A 24,478-nucleotide genomic window follows, 5' to 3' on the forward strand; every position below is an offset into this window, starting at 1 on the left:
TGGGCGACCTCGTTCCCCCCCTGGGGGGGCGAAGGGTATTCCACCTTTTGTGCCCCCAGGCTGGCCGGAAGTGCCTCTCCCGAAGAAGCCTGGGGGGGGGGGGGGGAAACCCCCCCCCCCCCCCCCCCCAGTACCAGTCTCCGCCTCCGGGCCGCCCGTCCACCGGACCCGCGGGCGCGTCACGCTTCTCGGGTCTCGGGGCGGGACCGCACAGGGTTCGAAAGTGTTCGACGTCTTCGGCGTGGCAATTAGCGGCCATATGCCCGTATTGATCTATGTTTGCCTGGTCAGCGGCAGGTGAAGCCGAGGTAGTCGAACAAGGAGCAGCGGCATGGCCGACAGCGCGGAACCCCTGATCGTCGTCGGCGTGGACGGCTCGCCCGCCTCGGAGCGGGCGCTGCGCTGGGCGATCGACTACGCCAGGCTGGCCGGCGGCGGCGTCCGGGCGATCGCCGCCTGGGAGTACCCGGCGTTCTACGGCTGGGCCGGGCTCGCGATGCCCCCGGCCGAGGGCTTCAACCCCGAGGAGCTGGCCGGGCGGACGCTCTCCGAGACGGTCGCCAAGGTCGCCGGGGCCGACGCCGGGGTCCGGATCGCCGAGACGGTGATGCCCGGCAACGCCGCGCAGGCCCTGCTGGAGGCGGCCCAGGGCGCCGCCCTGCTGGTGGTCGGCAGCCGGGGCCTCGGCGGATTCTCCGGCGCCCTGCTCGGATCCGTCAGCCGCCACCTCACCGAACACGCCCCCTGCCCCGTCGTCGTGGTGCGCGAGAAGTAGGCCCCGCCGACCGTGTCGGCGCCGGTGGGCGGGGGAGGATGGGGGCATGCCTGAAGGTGACTCCGTCTACCGTGTGGCGGCCCGGTTGCACGAGGAACTGGCCGGCCGGGTGCTGACCGCGGCCGATCTGCGGGTGCCCGCGCACGCCACCGCCGATCTGACCGGGCGGCGGGTGCTGGAGGTCGCCCCGCGCGGCAAGCACCTGCTGACCCGGCTCGACGGCGGCCTCACCCTCCACACCCATCTGCGGATGGACGGCCGCTGGGCGGTCTACCGCCCCGGCGAGCGATGGTCGGGCGGGCCCGCCTGGCAGATCCGGGCCGTCCTCGGCACCGAGCACAGCACGGCGGTCGGCTACCGGCTGCCCGTCGTCGAGCTGCTGCGCACCGCCGAGGAGGAGCGGGTCGTCGGCCACCTCGGGCCCGACCTGCTCGGCCCCGACTGGGACGCGGGCGAGGCCGTCCGCCGGCTCCTGGCCCAGCCCGGTCGGCCGCTCGCCGAGGCCCTGCTCGACCAGCGCAACCTGGCCGGCATCGGCAACGTCTACGCCAATGAGCTCTGCTTCCTCGCCGGGGTCACCCCGTGGACGCCGGTCGGTGAACTCCCGCGCCCCGAACGGCTGGTGGAGCGCTCCCAGCAGATCCTCGACGCCAACCGGCTGCGCCCCGGGCACGTCACCACCGGCGACACCCGGCCGGGCCGCCGGCACTGGGTGTACGGCCGGGCCGGGCGGCCGTGCGCGCGCTGCGGCACGGTCGTCCGGACGGCGACCCAGGGCACGCCGCCGCAGGAGCGGGTGGCCTTCTGGTGCCCGCACTGCCAGCGCGGGCCGGCCCCCGGGACGCGGACCGCTACTCGACCAGGGCCGGGTGGCGCGGGTCGTCGACCCGGACGGTGAGGTCGGCCGCCTCGGCGGGGACGGTCTCGGCCGCGTAGCGGGCGAACGCGGGCAGCGTCCACTGCTCCTGGGCCGGTGTGCGGCGGGCCAGCGCGGCCGGGGTGAGCGCCAGGTGGACGGTCAGCTCCAGCGGCAGCCAGCGGCCGAGCAGCAGCGCGCCGTCCAGCAGCAGCACGCCGCCGGGCGGCAGCGGCGTGTACGGCGCCCGGGTCGCCCGGTCGGTGACCGGGTCGCGCAGCGACGGCAGGACGAGGCCGGTGCCGCCGGGCTCCAGCGGGTCCAGCACCTCGCGCAGCAGGGCGCCGTCGTCCAGCCAGAGGTCGTGGTAGGCGTCCGGGTCCTGCTTGCCGTACTCCAGCCGGACCGAGGCCGGGCGGAGGAAGGCGGCCGCCGACACCCGCAGGGTGGGGCGGCCGCGCTCCCGCAGCGGCTCCACCAGCGCGTCGGCGAGTGCGTCGGGCCGGGCGGCCGGGGCGCCGTCCACGGCGACCCGCAGCCACCGCTCACCGGCTCCGGACAGGGCGGTGACGCGGTCGGCGAGGCGCTCGGCGAGCCGGTCGGGCGAGATCGGGTGTACCTGCACGCCGCCATCCTCCCCCGTCGCCGGGGCGGCGGCGGGACCGGGGCCGCGCAGCGGTGACCGCGGGTCAGGCGAGCGGGAGCGCGTGCAGGACGTCGTCGTGGCCGGCGTACAGGCGGGTCGCGTCGTGGGAGAGCGACCAGACGTCCACCCCGGGGCCGGAGTCGCGGAAGGTCCAGCGCTCCTCGCCGGTGGCGGCGTCCAGGGCGCGGACGCCCGCGGCGGCCGGACCGGGCACGTAGAGGACCGGCCCGGCGAGCAGCGGGCTGCTGCGGCGGTCCAGCCGGAACGGCAGGCGGTGCTCCCAGACCTGGGCCCCGGTGTCCGCGGCGTGGGCGGTGACCAGGCCGTTGTCGCGGAACAGGTGGACCAGGGCGCCACCGGCGACCGGCGGCAGCAGCCGCCACTCGTCGGCCGGCCCCGGGACGACCGACCACTGCGGGCCGCCGTCCGCCACCCGCAGGGCCCGCAGCCCGGCCGGGCCCTGCGGGGCGTAGACGTGCTCCGGGTCGGTGACCGCCCAGCCCGTGCCCATGTCGGTGGGCACCGTCCAGAGCCGCTTGCCGGTGGCGGCCTCCAGCAGGCGCAGGCCGCCGGCCGAGCCGTCGAAGGCCGGCACCCGGCCCCCGGCCGCGGTGAGCGGGGAGAGCGGCCGCTCCCCCTCGGACGGACGGGACCAGAGCACCCGGCGGTCCGTGACGTGCACCGCGAAGAGCCGGCCGTCCCCGGTGAACGGCCGGGGCTGGAACTCGCCGTACACGACGTCGCCCGCGCAGCCGAACAGCGTGACGGTGCCGTTGCCCAGCTCCTCCGGCAGCGGCAGGCTCCACTCGGCGGCCGGGTCGGTGAGGTGGTGGCTGTCGAGGTGGCCGTTGGAGGTGGTGAACACCCGGTCGGGGCCGACCACCACATGGGCGCCCGGCTGCTGCACGTCGTTCGGCCAGTCCGCCTTGGCCGCGGCGAACGACAGCAGCCGCAGCGGCCTGCCGTCGGCCGGGTCGAGCACCTGGAGCCCCTCGCGGGTGAGGAAGACGGGGACGGCCGGGCGGCCGGTCAGCCGCTCGGCCGCCATCGCCTCCCGGCCCCGGTACGTCCAGAGCGGCTGCGGTCCGGCGACGCGGGTCGGCAGCGGCCGGGGCGGAGCGGGCGCCGGTTCGTCCGCCGAGCGGGCGAACGCCCAGACCGCGGCGCCCGCCGCGAGCACCCCGGCGCCGGTCAGCAGCCGCCGCCGGGTCAGCCGCGGCCCGCCGCCCGCCTCGGAGCCGCCGCTCAGCACGTCGGCCGGTTCGGCCGGCCGGTCGTCGCTCTCGCCGTCCCACTGCCAGGCGGCGCCGGCCTCCTCGGTCTGCGCCGTTCGGGCACGGTCGGACGGTGCCGGCTGCATGGACGTACTCGTTTCCCCCGGGGCAGCCGCTGCGCTGCGCTGTCCGAGTGAGGATATCGAAGCGCGTCCGGACGGTTCGCGGCCGGCCGGTGCCGGGGGCGGCGCCCGGCCACCCGGACGAGGGCCGCCGGCCCCGGCGGGCCGCCTCAGCCGCCGTGGTCGGCCAGCTCGGCGAGCACCTGGGCGTGGCAGGCGAGCGGGACGCACCAGCAGCCGAGCCGGCGGCCGCGCAACTCCGGCAGCAGGGCGAGCAGGTCCGGCCGGTCCAGCAGGTAGGCGCGGTACTCGACGAGCATCCGCTCCCGGCTGAGGTCCGGTCCGGGCCGGTAGGGGCAGTGCAGCGGGGACTCGTCGAGGTGCCAGCCGCCGCGGTGCATCGCCCGCCCGACGTAGACGACGTCGGCGTAGCCGGGATCGTCGCGATGGCCCTTGAGGTTGACCACGGTGGTGCGGCCCGGATCGGTCGGCATGGTGACCATGCTGGCGCGGTCCGGCCCGGGCGGCACGCGGGGCTCGCCTTGACAGTCCCTTGACCCGGGCGTAGCAAGAGAAGATGCGCCAGGGTGTGCCGGCGGACCGGCCCGGTCCGCACGTGACCGGCGGGACTCGGGCGACGCGACCCGACGCGCGCCGCCCCCGGGAGCGCGATGCCGTGGCCGGGGCGACGCATGAGCGGGACGCGCTGCTCGCCACCGCCGTCCGCAGGGTGCTCGCCGAGACCGACGCGTACGGCGGGATGGTCTACCTGCGGGCCCGGGACCGGCGCTCACTGGTGCTCTGCACCATCGCGGGCGTGCCGCTGTCGATCATCGCCCAGTACCGGCGGATCGCCGCGGCCGGGCCGATGCCGGTGGCGGTCAGCTTCCGCACCGGCCGGGTGATCGCGCTGGCCGACACCGAGGACACCATGCGGCGCTTCCCGCAGATGGCCGTCGGCATGCCCTACGACTTCGCCTCCGCCTGCGTGCCCGTCAAGGCGGGCAAGGAGACGTACGGGGTGATCAGCGTGCTCTGGGCCGCCTCGGACGCAGGCGTGCCGGCCGGCGCGCAGCGGCACCTGCGGTCGGTGGCCGACGGGCTGGCCGCCGCGCTGGCGGCGCTGGACGGGAACGGGCGGCTGATCGAACCCAATGGCGAGACCGCCGTGGTCGAGCTGGCGCCACCGTCCCCACCGACCACCAGGGTCGGCCTGTTCGACTGGAACCTGGCCACCGGGGCGCTCGCCGTCGACGAGCCGTTCTGCGAGATCTTCGGGATGTCGCCCGCCGAGTTCGACGGCCGGGCGGCCACCTTGACCACCCGGATCGCCCCCGGCGACCTGCCCGAGTTCCGGGCCGCCGCCCGGGCCGCGCTGGACGAGGGCCGGATGCTGGCCGCCCGGGTCCGGGTGCTCGACCACGACGGCCACCCCTATCCGGTCGAGCTCTGGGGCCGGGTGCCCGAGACGGCCGGGCCGGACGGCCGCACCCACCTGGTCGGCGCCGTGCTGGACACCCGGACCGGCACCGCCGCGGCCGAAGCCGTCGAGCGGCTGCGCGACGGCGTCTTCTCGCTGGACCCGGACGGCCGGATCACCTACGCCAACCGCAGCGTCGAGCTGCTGCTGCACGCCCGCCGCGAGGACCTGGTCGGCCACCACCCGTGGGACGTGCTGCCCTGGCTCTCCGACCCGGTCTACGAGAACCGCTACCGCGCCGCGATGGTCTCCCAGCAGCCCACCGCCTTCCTCGCGGCCCGCCCGCCGGACGGCTGGCTGGCGTTCTCGCTCTACCCGGACACCCACGGCGTCACCGGCCGGGTGGTCGCCGCCGAGCCGCCCTCCGGCGCGCCGGAGCCGCCGGCCGAACCCCCGCCCGGCGCCCGGACCAGCGTCGGGGCCATGTACCACCTGCTCCAGCTGGCCAGCGCGCTGAGCGAGGCCGTCACCGTCCGGGAGGTCTGCCGGGCCGTCGCCGACCAGATCCTGCCGGCCTTCGGCGGCCAGGAGCTCGCCATCTACACCGTCCGCGACAAACGCCTCCACCTGGTCTCCCAGAGCGGCTACCCGGACGGCTTCCTGGACCGCTTCGAGGGCACCCCGATCGGCGCCCGGGTGCCCGGCGCCGAGGCGCTCAGCTCCGGCACACCGATCTTCTTCGAGTCCGTCCACGAACTCGCCGCCGCCTACCCCGGCATCGCCCTGGACGAGATGCGCGCCTGGGCGTTCCTGCCGCTGATCGCCTCCGGCCACCCGGTCGGCAGCTGCATCATCGGCTTTGACGAGTCCCGCGCCTTCACCCTGGAGGAACGCGGGCTGCTCACCGCCCTCGGCGGCTTCATCGCCCAGGCCCTGGAGCGGGCCCGGCTCTACGACGCCGAGTTCGCCCTCGCCCGCGGCCTCCAGCAGGCCCTGCTGCCGCACCGGCTGCCGCGCCTGGAGAACGTCCGGATCACCGCCCGCTACCTGCCCGGCACCCAGGGGATGGAGATCGGCGGCGACTGGTACGACGCCATCGTCACCGGTCACGACCTCAACCTGGTGATCGGCGACGTCGAGGGCCACAGCGTCGGCGCCGCCGCCACCATGGGCCAGCTGCGCAGCGCGGTCCGGGCCTTCGCCGCCAGCGGCCACCCGCCGGACCAGGTGCTCACGCAGACCAACCGGCTGCTGCTCGACCTCGACCCCGGGCTGCTCGCCAGCTGCTGCCTGATCCGGCTCACCCCCGCCGACGGCACCGCCAAAATCGCCCGGGCCGGCCACCTCCCGCCGGTGCTGCGCCACCCGGACGGCAGCACCGAGGCGCTGTACGTGGCGGGCGGGCCGCTGCTCGGCGTCGACCACTGGGCCGAGTACCCGGTGAGCGAGTTCCGGATGGCGCCGGGCTCGCTGCTCGCGCTCTACACGGACGGGCTGGTCGAGGACCCCGCGGTGGAGATCGACCACGGCGTGGACCGGCTGCGCGACGCCCTCACCGGACCGGCCGGCGCGGCCGGCGACGCGGAGGACGGGCTGGAACGGCTGGCGGAGCGGCTGCTGCAGGAGGTCGGCTCCACCGACCGGGTGGACGACGTGGCGCTGATGCTCACCGCCTACGGGTGAGCCGGCCGCCGCCGACGGAGACCGCGACTTTCGTCGGGCCCGCGACTTTCGTCGGGGCGGGCAACGACGAACGGTGGCGGTGCCCGGGCGGGCCGCTTCGCTAACCTCGCGGCGTGGACGCGATAGCGAAGGCCTGGTCGAGGGCGGTACGAGCGGCGCTGCCCGGGCCCTGGCGGCCCTGGACGGTGGCCCGGGAGGCCGTCGGCGCGCTGCTGGTGGGCGCGCTCGCGGCGCTGATCGAAGTGGTCTCCCACACCTGCCTCTGGCCGGTCGTCGGCCTCGGGGCGGCCGTGCTCTTCCTGCTCCGGCGCGCCCTGCCCTCGACCGTGCTGCTGCTCGCGGCCGGCGCCTGCGGCTGGTTCGGCGGGACACTGCCGCTGCTGGTCTTCGCCGGTTGGTCGGCCGGCGCCCGGGTGAAGCGGGTCGGCGTGCTGGCCGGCTCGTTCGCCGGTGCCTTCCTGCTGACGACGGCCGTCAGCGCCGTGAAGGAGGCCGGGTCGACGCCGATCAAGCTGACGATCGGGCTCTCGCTGGGCGGGTTCCTGCTGATCGCCGTGCTGCCCGCGCTCTGGGGCCGCTACCGGGCCCAGCGCCGGGCACTGCTGGACGCGCTGCGCGAGCGCAACGAGCAGCTGCTGCGCGAGCGTGCCATGGTGGCGCACCAGGCCAGGCTGCGCGAGCGGCACCGGATAGCCCAGGACATGCACGACAGCCTGGGCCACCAGCTCGCCCTGATCTCCGTCCACTCCGGCGCGCTGGAGGTCGACCGCACCCTGTCCGACCGGCAGCGGGAGGCGGTCGGCGTGCTGCGGCTGGCCGCCGTCACCGCGATGCGCGAGCTGCGCGAGGTGGTCGGCGTGCTGCACGACGAGTCGAGCGCCCGGGAGCCGGCCCCGGTCGGCGGGCCGGCCGGCGCCACCGTGCGCACCGGTGGCACGGAGGGCATCGAGAAGCTGGTCGAGTCCTCCCGGGCGGCCGGGACGACGGTCTCCTTCGGCGAGGACGGCGAGCGCCGACCCGCGGCCGCCAGCGTCGGCCAGGCCGCGTACCGGATCGTCCAGGAGGCGCTCACCAACGCGCACAAGCACGCCCCCGGCGCGCCCATCTCGGTGGCGCTGCGCTACGAGCCGGACGCCCTGGTGGTCGAGGTGGCCAACCCCCGCGCCCCGGAGCCGGCCGAAGTGCCGGCGGGTGGCCGGGTCGCACCGGTCAGCGGCGGTCAGGGGCTGACCGGACTGCGTGAGCGGGCCCGGCTGGTCGGCGGGATGGTGCACGCCGGGCCGACCGCCGAGGCCGGGTTCCGGCTCGCCGCGGTGCTCCCCTACCAGGGGGCCGGCGGCGATCCGGCCGCCGCCCCGGGCGCGGCCGGGGAGGAGGAGGCCTGGGTGCGGGACGTGCTGCCGGAGGTCGGGAGCGGGTCCGGCGACCGGCGGCGGCGCAGCCCGGCGATCGGCTGCGCGGTCGGCGGGGTGGTGGTGCTGCTCACCGTGCTCGGGCTGCTGGTCTGGGGCGTGGTGGCCTTCATCGGCGCCGCGGGCGACGCGACCGTGCCGCGCGCCCTGTACGACTCGCTCCAGGAGGGCACTCCCGAGGCCGAGGTGGGGGGCCGCCTCCCGATCGGCAACAGCCTCTTCACCCAGGACTACGAGGGCAGCGGCCCGACCCCGCCGGCCGGCTCCTCCTGCCGCTACTTCGTCTACGGGACCACGGGCGGCCTGGGGAGCGAGGAGGAGGTGGCGCGGTTCTGCTTCAAGGACGGTGTGCTGCTGGAGAAGCAGCACTACCCGGCCCGGTCCTGACGCCTCGCCACCGGGGCCGCCCGGGCCGGTGACCGGTCGGCTCGCGAGATGTGAGGATGGTGGCGAGCAGCGCCACCCGCACCACATCGAGGGGATGACCAGCAGTGATCCGAGTCCTCGTCGCCGACGACGAGCCGCTCATCCGGGCCGGGATCAGGATGATCCTGTCCTCCGCCGACGACATCGACGTGGTCGCCGAGGCCGCGGACGGCCGGCAGGCCCTGGACCTCGCGCTGGCCCACCGGGTCGACGTCGTCCTGCTGGACATCCAGATGCCGGTCATGGACGGGCTGACCGCCCTCGGTGAGCTGCGCCGGGTGGTGCCCGGCGCGCGGGCGCTGATCCTCACCACCTTCGGGGAGCGCGACAACGTCCTGCGCGCCGTCACGGAGGGCGGGGCCGGGTTCCTGCTCAAGGACACCGCGCCGGCCGAGCTGATCCAGGCCGTCCGCGCCGCCGCCACCGGGAACGCCTTCCTCTCTCCCGCCGCGACCCGGTACATCGTGGACTCGCTGGCCGGCGCCCGCAGCGGCCCGGCCGCGGCCCGGGGCGCGTCCGCCCGGCAGCGGCTGGAGGTGCTGACCGCGCGCGAGCTGGAGGTGCTGGCCCTGCTGGGCGAGGGGCTCTCCAACGCCGACGCCGGCGCCCGGATCCACATGAGCGAGGCGACGGTGAAGACGTACGTCAGCCGGATCCTGGCCAAGCTGGGCTGCGAGAACCGGGTGCAGGCGGCGCTGCTGGCGCGCGACGCGGGGCTGGGTGGCGGGATCTGACCCGGCCGGGTGCCCGGTGCCGGGTTCCCGGTCAGCGGGTGGCGATCCGCAGGGCGAGCCGGGTGTTGGAGGAGGGGCGGCGCGGGCGCGCGGCCGCGGTGAGTGCGGCGTGCGCGGTGGCCTGCGTGGACGCGGCGTACGCGGCGCTCGCCACGGCGCGCCGGGGTGCTGGTGGCCTCGCTGCTCTGGCAGCAGGGGCCGGCGGCGGTGGGCGTCTCGTGGGCGCGCGACTCTCGCCGCGGGCCCGGGCGCTCAGCTGCTGCGTCGGGTACGGACTGGTCGTGTGCTACGCGCTGCGCATGGCGTGGCCACGCTGAGTGACAGGTGTGGGCGACGCCACGGGGGCGGCCCGCGGAACCGGGAACTCCGGTGGCGATGGTGACGGTCCGTCGACCCATCATCGCTCTGTGTCGACGGTGTGGGGGGCCTCACAGATGGACAGGTGTGAGCGATGGCACGGAAATTGATCATTCGATCTTGAAAATGCGGTCAAACACGTAAATTTCGGGCACAGTTTCATGATCGATACCGCCGGTAACAGTCAACTGACCTGCGGCGTCCAAGAATTGCTTGAAGCCGCCCCGGTGGGGCCGTAGCTTCATTGGCGGTGCAACGAGCACCACCCGGGTTCACCCCCGACGCACAGCCCGCCGACTGACCCCCGGCGCGAGGGCCGTGCCCGTTGACGCGACCGGCTCGAACAGGCCGTCGGCGAGCGAGGGTGGCCGGGGCGGCGCGGCACGTCCGACACGTGCCCGGCCGCCCGTCGAGTGAGGTGAGCGCGAAGGCCCTGCCAAGGGTCTGGTTCCGCCTGCCCGCCCGGGGCTTGTCGAGAGGACTTTCATGACGATCCGTAACGAGACCGCCGCTGCCACCACCAACACCACCACCGCCGGGAAGCGCCGCAGCCGTGCCCGTCTGGTGCTGGTCGGCGGGGCCGTCGCGGCCCTCCCGGTGGCCGGCCTCGTCACGGCCACCTCGGCCTCCGCCGCGTCCACCTCGACCTGGGACGCCGTCGCCCAGTGCGAGAGCGGTGGCAACTGGAGCATCAGCACCGGCAACGGCTTCTCCGGCGGACTGCAGTTCACCCCGTCCACCTGGGCCGCGTACGGCGGTACCGCCTATGCCTCGCAGGCCAACCAGGCCACCAAGGCGCAGCAGATCTCGGTCGCCGAGAAGGTGCTCGCCTCGCAGGGCCCCGGCGCCTGGCCGGTCTGCTCGGCGAAGGCCGGTCTGGCCAAGGGCGGCGCCCCGGCGGCCGTCGACACCGCCGCCCAGGCCGCCCCCAAGGCGCAGCAGCCGGCCAAGCCCGCCAAGCCCGCGCAGACCCCGCAGGCGAAGCAGGCCCCGGGCAAGGCCGCGCAGGGCGACCAGGCCCAGAAGTCGCAGAAGACCCAGTCCTGGAAGTCCCAGGACACCGCCAAGCCGGCCAAGCCGGCCGCCGCCGACCGGAACGGCTCCGGCGGCAGCTACACCGTCAAGAGCGGCGACACCCTGAGCGACATCGCGGCCAAGTTCAGCACCGACACCGCGAGCCTGCACGCCAAGAACGTCAAGGCGATCGGCGGCAACCCGGACCTCATCTTCCCGGGTCAGACCCTCAGCGTCTGACGCCCGCCCCGCACCTCGCACCGAGCGGCCGCCCCGTCCAGGGGCGGCCGCTCGGGCGCGTCGGTAGGGTCGACGCCATGCCCCGACTGATCGGTGACGGCGAGTTGACCAGCTCGGACGTGGTCGCCAACAACACCATGAACCGCGAGCGAGGGCTCAGCGGCGTCAACAGCTACACCCGGGAGCTGGGCTTCGACCCGGCCGGGTGGCTGGGCGGCCGCTGCGGCGCCCCCAGCTGGCTGGACCTGTGCAGCGGGGAGGGGCGGGCGCTCGTCGAGGCCGCCCACCGGCTGCCGACCGCGAGCGTGCTGACCGGTGTCGACCTGGTGGGCCCGTCGGCCCCGCCGGCCGCCCTGCCGGCGGGTGCGGCGCGGCTGGAGCTGGTGACGGCGGCGGTGGCGGACTGGGTGCCGGAGCGCGCCTATGACCTGATCACCTGTGTGCACGGACTGCACTGCCTCGGCGACCAGCTCGGTGCGATCGCCCGTGCGGCGGGCCGGCTGGTGCCGGACGGGCGGTTCGCCGCGCACTTCGACCCGGATTCGGTGCGCCGGGCGGACGGATCGAGCGCCGCGCGCGCCGTCCTGACGGCGTTGCGCGCGGCCGGGTTCGAGTACCGGGCCCGGCGGCACCTGCTGGTGCTGGACGGTGCGCGGACCGTGCGCCTGCCGTTCGGGTACCTGGGGGCGGATCCGGCGGCCGGTCCGAACTGGACCGGCCAGCCCGCGGTGGCTTCGTACTACCGGGAACAGCCGATTGTTGAAGATTGAACGCGACGTCCGAATACCGCCGGACTCGTGGGCGGCGCCGGTCGAGGATTGAGTCATGTCCGCGAACGAGTCAAGGAGTTCTGACGATATGACGATGACCCAGCTTGCGAAGCTCGACGGCAAGGTGGCCCTGGTGACCGGCGGCAGCCGGGGGATCGGGGAGGCGGTGGCCCTGCGGCTGGCCGAGGACGGCGCCGACGTCGTGGTCACCTACCAGGGCAGTGCGGAGCGGGCCGAGGCGGTCGCGGCCAAGATCACCGGCATGGGCCGGCGCGGCTGGGCCGTCCGGGCGGACAGTGCCGACCCGCAGGCCGTCCGGGCCGTGGTCGAGGCCGTGGCCGAGCGCTTCGGGCGGCTCGACATCCTGGTCAACAACGCCGGCGTCGGCGTGCTCGGCCCGATCGAGGAGCTCACGCTCGACGACGTGGACCGGGTGCTGGAGGTGAACGTCCGGGCGCCGTTCCTCTACGCCCAGGCGGCCTCGGCCCACCTGGCCGAGGGCGGGCGGATCGTCACGATCGGCAGCTGCGTCGCGAAGCACGTGGCCTTCCCCGGTGCCACGCTCTACGGGACGAGCAAGGCCGCGATGATCGGTCTCACCAAGGCGCTCTCGCGCGAGCTGGGCCCGCGGGGGATCACCGCGAACGTCGTCCACCCCGGCCCGATCGACACCGAGCTGAACCCGGCGGACGGTCCGTCGGCGGAGTTCCAGCGCGGGCTGACGGCACTCGGCAGCTACGGCCGGGTCGAGGACATCGCGGCCACCATCGCGCACCTCGTCGGTGAGGACGGCCGGTACATCACCGGCGCCGAGATCGCCGTGGACGGCGGCCTCGCCGCCTGATCGGGCGTGGCCCGGTCCGATCGGGCCTGATCGGGCCTGATCCGGCGTGGTCCGGCGGGTGGTCCGGCCCGTTCGGGGCGGCCGGCGGTCGGCGGGCCGGTCGAACGGGGGCGACGGCCGGCCCGGCGCGGTGTTGCGCCGGGCCGGTTGTCGGTCGCCCCGCTTACGATCGGCCGGTCCGACCGCTCGCCCCGAAGCGAAGAGGTGTGCCATGACCGCAACGGAAGACCCGATCGACCTGCTCGCCCGGGCCCTCGCCCAGACCGCCGGGCTGATCGACGGCATCGGTGCCGAGCAGGGCATCCACCCGAGCACCTGCCGCTCCTGGGACGTCACCCAGCTCGTCAGCCACCTCCTGTTCGACCTGCGGCAGTTCACCCTCCGGGCCGAGGGCGGCGACCCCGACTGGTCACAGCCCTTCGACCGGGTCGAGGGCGACTGGCTGCACGCCTTCGAGGCCGGCGCCGAAGAGCTGGTGGCCGCCTGGCGCGCGGCCGGCGACCTGGACGGCGTCATCGAACTCCCCGGGGGGAAGCACCTGCCCGCCCGCTTCCCACTGGACCAGCAGATCGCCGAGTTCGCCGTGCACGGCTGGGACGTGGCCCGCTCCACCGGCCAGTCCACGGCCGGCCTGGACCAGGAGGTCGGGCGGGCCGCGCTCGACTGGGGGCGCGGCGCGCTGCGCCCCGAGTACCGGGGCAGCGAGGAGGAGCACCACTCCTTCGGCCCCGAGGTGGCCGCGCCCGAGGACGCTCCGGTCTACGACCGGTTGGCCGCCTTCTTCGGCCGGGACCCTGAGGCCCGCTGAGCCGCGGGCGGGGTGGCCGGTCGCCGGTGGCCGGCGCCCGGACCTACCGGCTCCGGCTCCCGCCCGTACGGAATCCGGCAGGATCCGCTGATGACCCGATCCACGGTGACTTTGCGCAAGCCCGTGCTCGACGACTGGCAGGCCGTGCACTCCTGGGCCGGCCTCGAGGAGGCTTGTCGCTACCAGGCGTGGGGGCCGAACACCGAGGACCAGACACGCGCGTTCGTGCGGACCGCCGTCGACGCCTGGTCGCACGCCCGTCAGCAGCGATACGTCTACGTCGCCCGCTTCGAGGGCGAACTCGTCGGCATGGGTGAGCTGCACATTCGCAACCGTCGCCATCGGCAGGGCGAAATCGCCTACATCGTGCACCCGAGGGCCTGGGGGCGTGGCGTGGGAACGGCGATCGGACGGGAGCTACTGTCGCGCGGGTTCGGGGAGTTGGGACTCCACCGGATCTACGCGACCTGTGACCCCCGCAACCTCGCGTCGTCCCGGTTGCTGGCGGGGCTCGGCATGACGTACGAGGGGCGGCATCGGCACACCGCGTTGATCCGGGACGGCTGGCGGGACTCCGAGGTGTTCGGCATCCTCGAAGCGGAATGGCGGCCGAACCCCGGCGATGGACGGTGATCTCGCTGGTGCGGGCCCATTCGGGCAAGGGCGCGGCCACCGTTGTCGGCACCGGCCGGGCCGGGACGATCCGGTTCGGCAAGGGTGTGGCCGGTCCGTCCCGGGCCGGGCTCAGGGTGTGGGGCGCGCTGCGGGCCCCACACCCTGAGCCCGGGTGGTGAACACGGGTACGAGTCCGGGTGCGAAACCGGTCGTCGCCGTGGGTGCGGGGGCCGCCTGGGCGGCGGCGGCCTTCTTGATCGCCTCGCGGATCCGCGGATAGGTGCCGCAGCGGCAGATGTTCTGGATCCCGTCGATGTCGGCGTCGGTCGGCGCCGGGGTGCGGCGCAGCAGGGCGACGGCCGTCATGATCTGGCCGGGCTGGCAGAAGCCGCACTGGGCGACGTCGCACTCCAGCCAGGCCTCCTGGACGGGGTGCAGGACCTCGCCGTCGGCGAGGCCCTCGATGGTGGTGACCGTCCGTCCGGCGCAGTCCTTGACCGCCGCCGTGCACGGCTGGAACTCCTCGCCGTCCAGGTGGCTGGTGCAGGCGCGGCAGACGCCGACCCCGCAGCCGTACTTGGGGCCGGTGACGCCGAGCTTGTCGCGCAGCACCCAGAGCAGTGGCATGTCGTCCGGCGCCTCGACGGTGACCGGCTGCCCGTTGAGGACGAAGGTGTGGCTGGGCATGGGGAGTCGGGCCCTTCGAAGAGGTCGGTGGCGGCGGCGGACCGGGGCCACCGGGGGAGTGCGGGCGGCGGGTTCAGAAGTCGAGCGGGAAGGAGCGCGGGGCGGTTCCGGTCGCGCGGGCGTAGGCGTTGGCGACCGCGGCCGAGGCCGCCGGGACGCCCAGCTCGCCCGCGCCGCCGGGTGGACCGCTCGGCGGCAGCAGGTGGATCTCGACCGAGGGCGGGGTGTCCCGCTGCCGGGCGTAGCGGAAGTCCGAGAAGCTGCCCTCGCGGACGGCGCCGTGGTCGATGTGGTTGCCGGCCCGCAGGATCACCGAGATGCCGTCGATCAGCGCGCCCGTCAACTGGGCCTCCAGACCACTGGGGTTGATCACGCGGCCCACGTCGGCGGCGATCACCGCCCGGGTGACCCGCGGCCGGCGGGGATCGGCGGCGTCCAGCTCGACCAGGTAGGCGACCCGGCCGCCGTTCTCGTTGTGGTAGCCGATGCCCTGGGCCTGGCCGGCGGGCATCGGGCGGCCCCACCGGCCGGCCTGGGCGACCTTGTCCAGGACGGCCCGGCCCTGGGCGTCGCGCAGCCGGGCCCGGCGGAAGGCGACCTGGTCCTGGCCGAGCCGCCGGGCCAGTTCGTCCATCATGATCTCGTCGGCCACCCGGACGGTGCCCGAGTAGACCGAGCGCCAGCTGCCGGTGGGCACCTCCAGCGGCACCTCGGAGAGCAACTGGGTCGGGACGCCGACGTTGTACGGGTTCTTCTCGCTGAGCAGGAAGAAGGCCTGGGCGAGGCTGATCCCGGCCACCGAGAGGTTGAACCCGGCGGCGGTGAGCGCCTCGCCGAGGCCGTGCCGGAAGTCGGTCCGGACGGTGGCGACCCGGTGTTCGTAGCTGAGCACCTGGCCCAGGCCGTAGGTGGCGCGCACCCGGTGGTGGCTGGCGGGGCGCATCCGGCCGTGGCGCATGTCGTCGTTGCGGGTCCACATCAGCTTGACCGGGCGGCCCGCCGCCCGGGAGATCTGGGCGGCCTCCAGTGCGGCGTCGAAGAACAGCCGCCGCCCGAACGAGCCGCCGCCGCGCACCACATGGACGGTGACGGCGTCCTGCGGCAGGCCGAGTTCGGCGGCGATCGTCTGCTGGGCCACGATCGGGGTCTGCGAGGCGAACCAGATCTCGGCCCGGTGGGGGCGCACGTCGGCGACAGCCGTCAGCACCTCCATGGGCGCGTGGTTGACGAAGGCGAAGTCGAACTCGCCGTCCACGTACTGGGTGAGCAGCGGCGGGACGAGGAACGGGGCGTGGGCGGCGCGGAGTCGGGCCCGGATGTCGGCGTCGGAGAGCGCCGCGACCGGACCGGGGTTCCAGGAGGTGCGGAGCGCGTCGCGGGCCTTGAGCGCCTGGTCGAAGGTTTCTGCCAGGACGGCCACGCCGCTCGGGATCCGCACCACGCCGAGGACGCCGGGCATGGTGCGGGCGGCCGAGGCGTCCAGGGACTTGAGGGTGCCGTTGATGGTGGTCGGGCGGGCGACCACGGTCGGCACCGCGCCGGGGACGGCGAGGTCGCCGGCGTACTTCGCGCGGCCGGTGACGATGTCCCGGGCGTCGATCCGCCCGGTCCGCCGGCCCACCAGACGCTGCTGGTCGGCCGGCTTCGGGGTGGGGGGCACGGCCGGGACGGCCACGGCGGCGGCCTCGGCGGCGAGTTCGCCGTAACCGGCCCGGCGGCCGTCGGGGGCGAGGACGGCGGAGTCGGCGGTGCGCAGCGTGTCGGCCGGCAGCGACCAGCGGCGGGCGGCGGCGGTGACCAGCCGGGCGCGGGCGGCGGCGGCCGCCGCGCGGACCGGGTCGTACAGCGAGCGCACCGAGTTGGAGGCGCCGGTGAGCTGGTTGAACAGCAGGTCGGGGCGGCCGTCGGAGAGCGGGACGTCGACATCGCCGAGCCGGGCGTCGAGTTCGTCGGCGACGAGCATCGCGATGGTGGTGGTGAGGCCCTGGCCGACCTCCAGCCGGGGGAGGTGGAGCGCGGCGCGACCGCCGGGGGTGATCTCCAGGACCAGCAGGTGGGCGGTGGGCAGTCCGGCCACGATCAGCGCGTCGCCGAGGTCCAGGATGTCGGGGATGCCGGGCAGACCGAGCAACTGCGGTGCCTCGGCGGCCCGTTCGGCGGCGGCGTGGGCGGTGGCGGGTGCGGCGGCGTCGAGTCCGGCCCGGGCGGCGACGGTGAGGGTGGGGGCGGCCAGCAGATAGGTGAGGAAGCGGCGGCGGCCGGTGGGCCTGGCGGCACGGTCGGCGGCGGCCTGGGCGGCGGTGTCCCGCCCGCTGCCCGGGGATGCGAGGGAGGTGCTGATGGCAGGAGCCCTTCGAGCCGGGGTCGGCTCCGGCCGGGCGGCCTCGGCGGCCCCGGCCCCGGTGCCGGATCACGAACGCGGTCGAGCATAGGAGGGGGCTACTGGCCGGTCAACACGGGCACTTCGGTCCGGAACGGGCATCTGCGGGGATGTCGGATGGGGCGGATACGGACGGCACCGCAGGGCGTGGCGGCGGCTGCGGTACCGCTGTCCGGGTGACGGCCGGGCCCTGCCCGTACGGGGGTTCGCCGCTCGGCCGCGGGTCCGGCCCGGGGTGTCCGCGGGCCCGCCGGCGAGCGGGGCCGCAAAGCCGCGGGAGGTGCCCGTGCGGGTGGTCGGAGCGGACCGGGGCGGCCCGCTCCGACCACCCGCGGGCGTCAGCCCTCCTCGGGCGCCGGGAACCCGAACCGCGCCAGCAGCTCGGCGGTGTCGAGCAGTTGGACACCGAGCCCGGCGACCTCGGCCAGCCCCTGCTCGCTGGTGCGGGAGATCGCGTCGGGCACGGCCACCACCCGGTAGTCCCGCTCGCTGGCCTGGATCAGGGTGGCCCGGGGGCAGTTCGGGAAGTTGCAGCCGACGAGGACGACGGTGTCCACGCCGTGCCCCTCCAGCAGCTCCTGCAGGGGCGTCCGGTAGAACGCGCCCCAGCGCGGTTTGAAGATCGCGTACTCGCTCGGACCCAACTCCTGGGCCCGCCTGGCCAGCAGGAGCTCGGGGTCGAGCGGGGGCGCGCCGTGCGGGGCGAGCGCCGGGGCGAGCCCGCTCCCCTCGGAGCCGGGCGAGACCAGGTCGGTGCCGGAGGCCAGCAGCGTCCGGCGGACCAGGTCGGCGTTGCCGCCGCCCTTCTCGTACAGCCGGACGACGTGGACCACCGGGCGGCCGGCGGCGCGGAAGGCCTCGACCGTCCGGCGCACCTGCGGCAGCACCTCGGTCGTGCCGGGGATGCCGTAGGGGCTCTCGGAGAGGAAGTCCCGCTGCAGGTCGATGGTGACCAGGGCGGAGGACGCCGGGTGCGGGGCGAGGTACGGGTCGGCCGTCGTCATGCCGCCTCGATCAGGTCGGCGAGGAAGCGCTGCTCGATCCGCTCGACCGTGCGGAAGTCGTCGACGCTGACCTCCTGGAGGTCGATGGTGCGGCCGGAGATGCTCTCCAGCAGGTAGATGAACTCCAGGAAGTCCAGGGAGTCGATGAGGCGGCCCTCGATGAGGTCCTCCTCGCGGTCGATCTCCCGGTCCAGCTCGGGGTTCTTGGCGTTGATCCACTCGATGATCTGCTGCATGACAGCTCCTGGGAGGTTTCGAAGGGTGCGCCGGCGACGCGTCCGCGACGGCGTCCGCGGGGACGGCGCCGGGCCGGCAGGCGGTAGGACGGGCGGGCGGTACGGGCGGTACGGGCGGCGCTCAGGCAGTGGTGCCCCCGGCGCGGCCCACCAGGAGGCGCGCCGACTGCTCGGCGGTGGGCAGCACCTCGATGTCCGACAGCCCGGCCGCCGTCATCAGCTCCGCCATCTCGGCGGTGGTGTAGCTGCGTCCGCCGCTCCAGAGGGCTAGGGCGGAGAGGTTGTGCAGGGTGGTGAAGACCGGCGCGGTGCGGGACTCCTCCAGGAAGTGGCCGTGCACCAGGACGCGGCCGCCGGGGCGCAGCGCCGCCGCCGAACGCCGCAGGATGGAGAGGCAGTTCTCCGGGCTCTCCTGGTGCAGCACGTTGGAGAGCAGCACGACGTCGGCGTCGGTGCCGAAGGCGTCCCGGTAGTAGTCGCCGGTCCGGGCGGTGATCCGGTCGGCCAGACCGGCCTCGCCGATCACCTTGCCCGCCAGCTCGGCCACCGGCGCGAGGTCGACCACCTCGGCCCGCAGCCCCTCCCAGACCCGGCAGAACGCGATGCTGTAGCTGCCCGCGCCGCCGCCGACGTCGATCAGCCGCCGGGCGTCCTCGGGCGGCAGCGCCCGGGCGACGGCCTCCGCCGTCCGGGAGTTGTACTCGTGCATGCCGAGGATGAAGTCCTCGACGTACGCCGGGTCGTCGGTGAGCCGGCCGCTGCGGTCCTCGACCGCGCGGCCCTGCTCCAGGGCCTGGCCGAGCCGGCCCCAGGGCTGGTACCAGCGGCCCATCACCCGGACCCAGCGCACCAGCGACTCCGGCGAGCCGGTGGTGAGCAGGCGCTCGGCGGTGCGGGTGTTGCGGTACCCGCCGTCGGGGTCCCGGGTCAGCAGCCGCAGGGCGGTCGCGGCGTCGAGCAGCCGCAGCGCGGAGTCCGCGGGGACGGCGCAGCGCTCGGCGACCTCGTCGACGCCCAGCGGGCCGTCGGCGAGCGCGTCGAACACCGCGAGTTCGACCGCGGCGATCAGTACCTGGGAGTGCCAGTAGCCGAACGCCAGCTGGCTGACCTGGGTCAGTCCGAGGTCCAGGGCCATGGGGTCACGTCCTTTCGGAGGGTCGGAGGGAGTCGGGGACCGCGTCGCCGGTGCGGGCGGCGTCGCCGGCGAGGGCGGCCCGGAACTCCTCGCGGAGCCGGGCGACCACCCGCCCGGCGGGCTCGACGGCCGTGATCCGCCCGCTGCCGAGGCCGGCGTAGCGGGCCATGGCGTCGATCCGGCCCTCGGCCTCGACGGTGGGGGCGGCCGCGGAGCCGCGCGGCACCGGACGGCGGACCCCCATCACGGTGGTCCAGGCGATCAGGGTGGCCGGCGGCGGCTCGGGCGAATCGGTGACCGGCCCGCGCAGCACCCGGTGCGGACGGCCGGGCCAGCCGATCGAGAAGCGGTCGGTGATCAGGGTGTCCGCACCGGTCGCCGCGACGACGGCCCTCTTGTAGTCGTCGTGCGCGGCGGACTCCGCGGTGGTCACGAAGACCGTGCCGCACAGCGCCCCGCTCGCCCCGGCCCGGACCGCGGCCAGCAGGCCGGCGCCGTCGGTGACGGCGCCGGACACCAGCGCGGGCGGCTCCTGGTCGTAGGCGGCCAGCAGCTCGGCGAGCGGCCGGGTGCCGAGGTGGTGGCCGCCGGCCTCGGTGCCCTGCAGCACGACGGCGTGGGCACCCAGCGCCGCGGCGGCGGCCGCGTCCTCGGGCGTGCCGACCTGGACCACCAGCCGGTGGCCGGCGTCGAGCACCCGGCGGGCCTCGGCCTCCGGCGGCAGGCCGTAGCTGTTGAGCACGAGCTGCCGGTCGGCCGCCTCGATCAGCGCGTCGATCTGCTCCGGGAGCAGCCGGCCCGACACCTCGGGGATCAGATTGACGCCGAAGGTGCGTGCCGTGCGGCGGGCGGTGTCGCCGATCAGCTCGACGGCCAGCGCCCGGTCACCCTTGTAGAGCGCGACCGTGCCCAGCGCGCCCGCCTCGCTGACGGCGGCGGCCAGGGCCGGTCCGGCGATGCCGCCCATACCGGCCTGCACCAGGGGGAACTCCACGCCGAGGGCGGCGGCGCCGCGCTCGGCCGCGGCGAGCACCCGGGCCCGCTCCCCGGTGTCAGGCGCGGACATCGCGCACCCGGGCCAGGGCCTTCTCGGCGGTGCCGTGGGCGAGCAGCATCGCGTGCACCCAGCGCTCGACGCCGAACGCGGTGCAGCTGCTGTGCGCGGTCGCGCCGCCCGAGGTGATGCCGAGCCGCTCGCCGAAGAAGTTGCGGTGGCGGTTGACCGAGGCGATCGCGGTGCCGTCGGTGGCGACGAACTCGTACTTCACCGGGTCCAGGGCCATCAGCTTCGCCCGGGAGCCGGTCCGGTCGTAGAACGGGTCGTTGGCGGGCTGGTACGACAGCTCGACGCCGAGGCGCCCGGCCAGCTCCTCGACGAAGACCCGGGAGGTGGCGAGGTGGTCGCGGGCGCCGTCGGCCGAGCCGAAGTACACGACCTCGCGCATGTGGAAGCCCCAGAGCCGGCGCAGGCCGTCGTAGTGGTCCTCGTTGCGGAAGCAGCGGCCGACGGCGGTCAGCCGCAGCTCCTCGCCGACCTCCTGGCCCTCCAGCGAGAGCAGCACGCCGTAGCAGGTGGCCGAGGGCAGCACGTAGCCGGTGGGCTCGACGGGCTGCCGGCCGGCCTCCGCACCGGCCGCCAGCTCGTCGACGGCCTGCTCGGACAGGCGGGCCGCGAGCACCCCGAGGTGGGGGAAGTTCCGGAAGTAGTCGAGCTTGGCCAGGCCCTCGACGGGCAGCAGCGGCGGGCCCACCACGGCGGGCGCGGCGACCTGGTCGGCCAGGCCGGTGAAGAGCGCGTCGAGCTCCAGCAGGAGCGCGGCCCGGTCGGGGTCGAGGGCGACCAGGCCGGGGCCGGGGTCGCGCAGCCGGACGGCGGCGGGCTCTACGGTCGATGTCATGCGAGCGGTACCTCGTTCTGGTGGATGGGGCCGGTGGGCTGGTGGTTCCGGTGGTTCTGGCGGTTCTCGTGTGCCGGTGGTTCCGGTGGCCGGTGGCCGGTGGTCCCGGCGGGGCCGAGGGCTCAGGCGGCCTTCGGTGCGAGCACGCCGATCCGGCGGTAGAAGGCGGTGGTGCGGCTGACGATCGCGTCGTGGACCGGCCCCCGGGCCGGGTCGGCCAGCAGCCGGGTGCGGAAGGCGAACGGGTCGGGGATGCCGGCGTCCCGGTAGACGTCCACGCTGTAGAGCTGCTGGATCGAGGCGTTGATGTACTTCTCGATGTACTGCCGGGCGGCGGTCAGCTCCTGCTCGTCGCCGGCCTCGCGCAGCCGGTCCCAGAGCGCGCGGACCAGCTGGGCGCCGAACGCGATGTGCCGGGACTCGTCCTGGTGGTGGACCCGGTTGATCGCCCGGATCGTCTCCGGCAGCGCGGTGTCACCGGCCATCTTGCTGTTGAAGTGGTCCACGATCTGCTCGAAGATCAGGATCCGGCTGAACACGATGAAGTTGTCGAACAGCGCGGAGTGCTTCTGGTCGCCGAAGCTCATCGCCCGGTTGGGGTAGAGCTTCCCGCCGTAGCGCAGGCAGAACTCGGCGAAGAACCACATGTGTTCGTTCTCCTCCCCCAGGAAGTGGTGGAAGAACGGCGTGGGGATCTCGTAGCCCGGGGCGTGGATGCGCGCCACGACCTCCTGCATCAGCTCGCGGATGCCGTGCACGTTCAGGCTGTAGAAGTTGACGCTCTCCCACTTGGCCAGCGTCAGGTACTGCTCGCGGGTGAGCTCGGCGGCCGCGTCGGTGCCGTGGACCGTCATCAGGTCCTCGCTCATCCACAGGGCGCCCTCGGGGATGCTCTCCGGCCAGTCGAAGGTCTGGTACGGGTTGTAGTACTCGTTCTCGGCGGCGGTGGTCAGGCGCTCGACGGCGGCGCTGACCTCCTCGTCCCAGATGGCGGGTGCGGTGCTGCTCATGGGTGCGTGCTCCTGTGCGACGGAGGGCTTCTGGGGTACTTCGGGCGTACTCGGGCGTACTGGGGCGAACGTCGGGCTCGCTCCGAGGTACGTGGACGTACTTCGGGCGTGACCGGACCTACGCCGGGCGTACTTCGGCCGGGCGTACTTCGGTGGTGGGGAGGGAGGTCGGGTCAGGAGCCGGCGACCGGGAGGGTGTCGAGGCCCGGCAGGCCGGCCGCGCTCTCCACGAGCAGCCGCTCGAAGGCGCGCAGCAGGCGCTCGATCTCCGGACGGGGGATCAGCGCGGTGTCGGCCATCAGGTACAGCAGGCAGGTGTCCGGCTCGTAGGTGGTGTGCACGAAGAAGTCGGCGTCCTGGCGCTCCCAGGTGCCGATCAGCGAGACCTCGGTCTTCTCGGTGAGCGCCCGCAGCTGCTCCGCGGAGCCGTCGGTGGCCGGCAGCCGCTCCCAACGGTCGTGCAGGCGGACGTCGTTGAAGAAGGAGGCGAGCCGCAGGGCACCGCCGCTCGCCTCCCGGGCCGCGTCGATCACCCCGTCGACCACCAGCGGGTCGTACTGCGCGAAGCGGTAGGCGTTCATGCCGGCGAGGAAGGTGGCGCGGATGACCTCCTCGAAGGTCGGCCGGCCCACGTCCAGCGAGAACAGCGCGTTGGCGGTCATCGCGGCGACCAGGCGGCGGCTGCGCTCGTCGTGCCGGTTGACGGCGATCAACTGCAGGACGGCGGTGCTGTTCCCGGTGTACGCGCCGAGCAGCGCGGCCGTCCCGGCGAGCAGGACGGTACCGGTGCTGACCCCGCAGCGGTCGGCGAGCGCGCTGGCGGCCACCGCGGTGGCGGGCGAGTCCATGCGCAGCCGGACGAACCGCTCGGCGGCGTCCGTGACCGGGGAGGCCTCGCCCGCGGCCGGCGGGAACCGTGCGGCCGGGAACATCGTGGGCGGCAGGCCCGCGAGGCTCCGGCGCCAGTAGTCGACCGAGGCGGCGCCGCGGGCGGCGCCCGGGCCCTCGGTCTCGAACCCCGCCTGGTCCAGCGGCTGCCAGGCCGGCGGCTCCGGGTCCTGCCCGGCGAGCAGGTCGCGCAGGTCCTGCTCGACCTGCTGCACGCCCCAGAAGTCGACGCCCAGGTGCGAGAAGACCAGCGCGACCTGCACCGGCTCGCCCTGCTCCGTCACCACGGCGCAGCGGAACGGCCACTCCTCGCGGTGCCGGAAGGGTTCGGCCGCCAGCGACCGGGACACCTCGTCGGCGACCGCCGCACCCTCGCCCGGCGGGGCCTCGTGGACGGGGACGGCCAGCTCGCCGGAGGCCGACACGTGCTGCACCGGCCCCTGCCCGGTCTGCTCGAACCGGGTGCGCAGTGCCTCGTGGCGCGAGAGCAACCGGCCCAGTGCGTCTTCGATCTGATGGAGCGTCAGGCCTGGTGGTGCGGACACGACCCGGGGGATGTTGTAGTAGTGGGCGCCTTCGTCGAGCCACTGGATGGACTTCCAGATGGCGCGCTGACCCCAGGTCATCGGGGCGCTCCCGGTCCGGTCCCCGTGGAACCGGAGGGAGCCGACACGACGTTGTTCCATGCCTATGCCTCTCGGGGCTGCGCCGCGTCAGCGGCGCGGTCGGTTGACGGCGTGGTGCGGTGCGGTGATGCGGTGGGGCTGCCGCGTCCTCGGCCGGGCGCCACGGCAGTGGGGCGCCTCGGGGGTGCGGTGCATCGCTCGGGGACGTGCGGGCGGGCCCGGTCGACCGCACGTAGGCGGCCGGCCCGGCGGAACGCGAGGCGGGAGCGGTGCGGCGGTGCGGAGGGCGGACCGGCGGTCGCGGGGACGGTGCGGCGTGAAGTCCGGTGGAGGGTGGGACGCCGCGGAGGGTGGGGCTGGCTGTGGGCCTCGCCCTCGGTCCGGCTTCCAGAGGTGCGGGGCCACCGATCGGGCGGCGGCCCACGTCGACCCCGGTCCGAGGTGAAGGACGGAGACACCGACCCGGCCGGCCGGTTTGCTCCCTTCCGCTTCGGACCCTAGCGACCACCGCTTCGGGTTGTCCAGCACCTTCCGGCGGCCCGCGCCGCTCCTCGGCCGGGCGGGCCGAACCACCCGGCCCGCCCGGAACCGGCAGTTCCACGAATTCCTTGACGTGACCACTGGTCTAGTCCAAGCTGATCGCGGCGCACGATCATGAGCAGCAGCGGAACAAAATCG

General features: G+C 74.9%; 23 protein-coding genes and 1 pseudogene. 10 read left to right on the forward strand and 14 right to left on the reverse strand.

Annotation, left to right across the window (positions count from 1 at the left end; genetic code table 11):
- The first annotated feature begins 331 nt into the window (after positions 1–331).
- Together ACZ4UX_RS25345 and ACZ4UX_RS25350 are read left to right on the forward strand one after the other, a co-directional pair.
- Complete coding sequence (locus tag ACZ4UX_RS25345; protein WP_329491101.1) at positions 332–775, forward strand: universal stress protein; 444 nt, start codon at positions 332–334, stop codon at positions 773–775.
- Between the two features lie 46 nt (positions 776–821).
- The gene (locus ACZ4UX_RS25350) at positions 822–1,673 is read left to right on the forward strand and encodes a DNA-formamidopyrimidine glycosylase family protein (protein ID WP_359807714.1); all 852 of its coding nucleotides are present in this window, start codon (positions 822–824) and stop codon (positions 1,671–1,673) included.
- Here the strand turns inward: ACZ4UX_RS25350 and ACZ4UX_RS25355 are convergent.
- The 3 genes from ACZ4UX_RS25355 to ACZ4UX_RS25365 form a co-directional block, all read right to left on the reverse strand.
- The gene (locus ACZ4UX_RS25355; RefSeq protein ID WP_465708341.1) at positions 1,627–2,256 is read right to left on the reverse strand and encodes a nucleoside/nucleotide kinase family protein; all 630 of its coding nucleotides are present in this window, start codon (positions 2,254–2,256) and stop codon (positions 1,627–1,629) included. The genes ACZ4UX_RS25350 and ACZ4UX_RS25355 overlap by 47 nt on opposite strands.
- A gap of 64 nt (positions 2,257–2,320) precedes the next feature.
- Positions 2,321–3,637: an outer membrane protein assembly factor BamB family protein gene (locus ACZ4UX_RS25360; protein WP_465708342.1), complete on the reverse strand. Its 1,317-nt coding sequence runs from the start codon at positions 3,635–3,637 to the stop codon at positions 2,321–2,323.
- Positions 3,638–3,783: 146 nt separating this feature from the next.
- Positions 3,784–4,107, reverse strand: coding sequence for a DUF4326 domain-containing protein (locus ACZ4UX_RS25365; protein WP_465708343.1), 324 nt, complete (start codon positions 4,105–4,107; stop codon positions 3,784–3,786).
- Positions 4,108–4,289: 182 nt separating this feature from the next.
- Here ACZ4UX_RS25365 and ACZ4UX_RS25370 point away from each other — a divergent pair, with 182 nt between their 5' ends.
- The 3 genes from ACZ4UX_RS25370 to ACZ4UX_RS25380 all read left to right on the forward strand — a co-directional run bounded on the left by ACZ4UX_RS25370 (position 4,290) and on the right by ACZ4UX_RS25380 (position 9,288).
- Positions 4,290–6,716, forward strand: a complete 2,427-nt coding sequence (locus ACZ4UX_RS25370) for a SpoIIE family protein phosphatase (RefSeq protein WP_465708344.1) — start codon at positions 4,290–4,292, stop codon at positions 6,714–6,716.
- Between the two features lie 113 nt (positions 6,717–6,829).
- Positions 6,830–8,515, forward strand: coding sequence for a histidine kinase (locus ACZ4UX_RS25375; protein WP_465708345.1), 1,686 nt, complete (start codon positions 6,830–6,832; stop codon positions 8,513–8,515).
- Between the two features lie 104 nt (positions 8,516–8,619).
- A complete protein-coding gene (locus ACZ4UX_RS25380; RefSeq protein ID WP_329491108.1) occupies positions 8,620–9,288 on the forward strand; it encodes a response regulator transcription factor in 669 nt (222 codons plus the stop codon).
- A 31-nt stretch (positions 9,289–9,319) separates the two neighbouring features.
- Here the strand turns inward: ACZ4UX_RS25380 and ACZ4UX_RS25385 are convergent, their stop codons facing one another.
- Together ACZ4UX_RS25385 and ACZ4UX_RS25390 are read right to left on the reverse strand one after the other, a co-directional pair.
- Complete coding sequence (locus ACZ4UX_RS25385) at positions 9,320–9,442, reverse strand: hypothetical protein (RefSeq protein ID WP_465708346.1); 123 nt, start codon at positions 9,440–9,442, stop codon at positions 9,320–9,322.
- Positions 9,443–9,755: 313 nt separating this feature from the next.
- The gene (locus tag ACZ4UX_RS25390) at positions 9,756–9,911 is read right to left on the reverse strand and encodes a hypothetical protein (protein WP_465708347.1); all 156 of its coding nucleotides are present in this window, start codon (positions 9,909–9,911) and stop codon (positions 9,756–9,758) included.
- A 220-nt stretch (positions 9,912–10,131) separates the two neighbouring features.
- Between ACZ4UX_RS25390 and ACZ4UX_RS25395 the strand changes: the two genes are divergently transcribed.
- From ACZ4UX_RS25395 to ACZ4UX_RS25415, 5 genes are all read left to right on the forward strand, one after another.
- A complete protein-coding gene (locus tag ACZ4UX_RS25395) occupies positions 10,132–10,899 on the forward strand; it encodes a LysM peptidoglycan-binding domain-containing protein (RefSeq protein WP_329491111.1) in 768 nt (255 codons plus the stop codon).
- A 77-nt stretch (positions 10,900–10,976) separates the two neighbouring features.
- The gene (locus ACZ4UX_RS25400) at positions 10,977–11,669 is read left to right on the forward strand and encodes a class I SAM-dependent methyltransferase (RefSeq protein WP_465708348.1); all 693 of its coding nucleotides are present in this window, start codon (positions 10,977–10,979) and stop codon (positions 11,667–11,669) included.
- Positions 11,670–11,763: 94 nt separating this feature from the next.
- Positions 11,764–12,513 (forward strand): SDR family NAD(P)-dependent oxidoreductase, encoded by a 750-nt coding sequence (locus ACZ4UX_RS25405; protein ID WP_465708349.1) that lies wholly within the window; start codon positions 11,764–11,766, stop codon positions 12,511–12,513.
- A gap of 211 nt (positions 12,514–12,724) precedes the next feature.
- Positions 12,725–13,321: a TIGR03086 family metal-binding protein gene (locus ACZ4UX_RS25410; protein ID WP_329491114.1), complete on the forward strand. Its 597-nt coding sequence runs from the start codon at positions 12,725–12,727 to the stop codon at positions 13,319–13,321.
- Between the two features lie 90 nt (positions 13,322–13,411).
- Entirely contained in the window at positions 13,412–13,954 is a 543-nt protein-coding gene (locus ACZ4UX_RS25415; RefSeq protein ID WP_465708350.1) for a GNAT family N-acetyltransferase, read from the forward strand.
- Positions 13,955–14,176: 222 nt separating this feature from the next.
- Here ACZ4UX_RS25415 and ACZ4UX_RS25420 read toward each other — a convergent pair.
- From ACZ4UX_RS25420 to ACZ4UX_RS25460, 9 genes and pseudogenes are all read right to left on the reverse strand, one after another.
- Positions 14,177–14,623 (reverse strand): annotated as a pseudogene (locus ACZ4UX_RS25420) ((2Fe-2S)-binding protein); the annotation flags it as partial.
- A gap of 73 nt (positions 14,624–14,696) precedes the next feature.
- Complete coding sequence (locus tag ACZ4UX_RS25425) at positions 14,697–16,754, reverse strand: xanthine dehydrogenase family protein molybdopterin-binding subunit (protein ID WP_465708351.1); 2,058 nt, start codon at positions 16,752–16,754, stop codon at positions 14,697–14,699.
- Between the two features lie 587 nt (positions 16,755–17,341).
- Positions 17,342–18,007: a cysteine hydrolase family protein gene (locus ACZ4UX_RS25430; protein WP_465708352.1), complete on the reverse strand. Its 666-nt coding sequence runs from the start codon at positions 18,005–18,007 to the stop codon at positions 17,342–17,344.
- Entirely contained in the window at positions 18,004–18,243 is a 240-nt protein-coding gene (locus ACZ4UX_RS25435; RefSeq protein WP_329491118.1) for an acyl carrier protein, read from the reverse strand. Before ACZ4UX_RS25435 ends, ACZ4UX_RS25430 begins: the two co-directional genes overlap by 4 nt.
- A gap of 121 nt (positions 18,244–18,364) precedes the next feature.
- Entirely contained in the window at positions 18,365–19,378 is a 1,014-nt protein-coding gene (locus tag ACZ4UX_RS25440; protein ID WP_352293773.1) for a class I SAM-dependent methyltransferase, read from the reverse strand.
- 4 nt (positions 19,379–19,382) lie between these two features.
- Positions 19,383–20,444 (reverse strand): NAD(P)H-dependent flavin oxidoreductase, encoded by a 1,062-nt coding sequence (locus ACZ4UX_RS25445; RefSeq protein ID WP_465708353.1) that lies wholly within the window; start codon positions 20,442–20,444, stop codon positions 19,383–19,385.
- Complete coding sequence (locus ACZ4UX_RS25450; protein ID WP_352293770.1) at positions 20,431–21,276, reverse strand: aminoacyl--tRNA ligase-related protein; 846 nt, start codon at positions 21,274–21,276, stop codon at positions 20,431–20,433. Before ACZ4UX_RS25450 ends, ACZ4UX_RS25445 begins: the two co-directional genes overlap by 14 nt.
- Before the next feature lie 122 nt (positions 21,277–21,398).
- Positions 21,399–22,286, reverse strand: a complete 888-nt coding sequence (locus ACZ4UX_RS25455; protein ID WP_359807746.1) for a diiron oxygenase — start codon at positions 22,284–22,286, stop codon at positions 21,399–21,401.
- Positions 22,287–22,459: 173 nt separating this feature from the next.
- A complete protein-coding gene (locus ACZ4UX_RS25460; protein ID WP_465708354.1) occupies positions 22,460–23,800 on the reverse strand; it encodes a condensation domain-containing protein in 1,341 nt (446 codons plus the stop codon).
- Positions 23,801–24,478: the final 678 nt, after the last annotated feature.

This window comes from Kitasatospora sp. NPDC028961 (assembly GCF_055564815.1).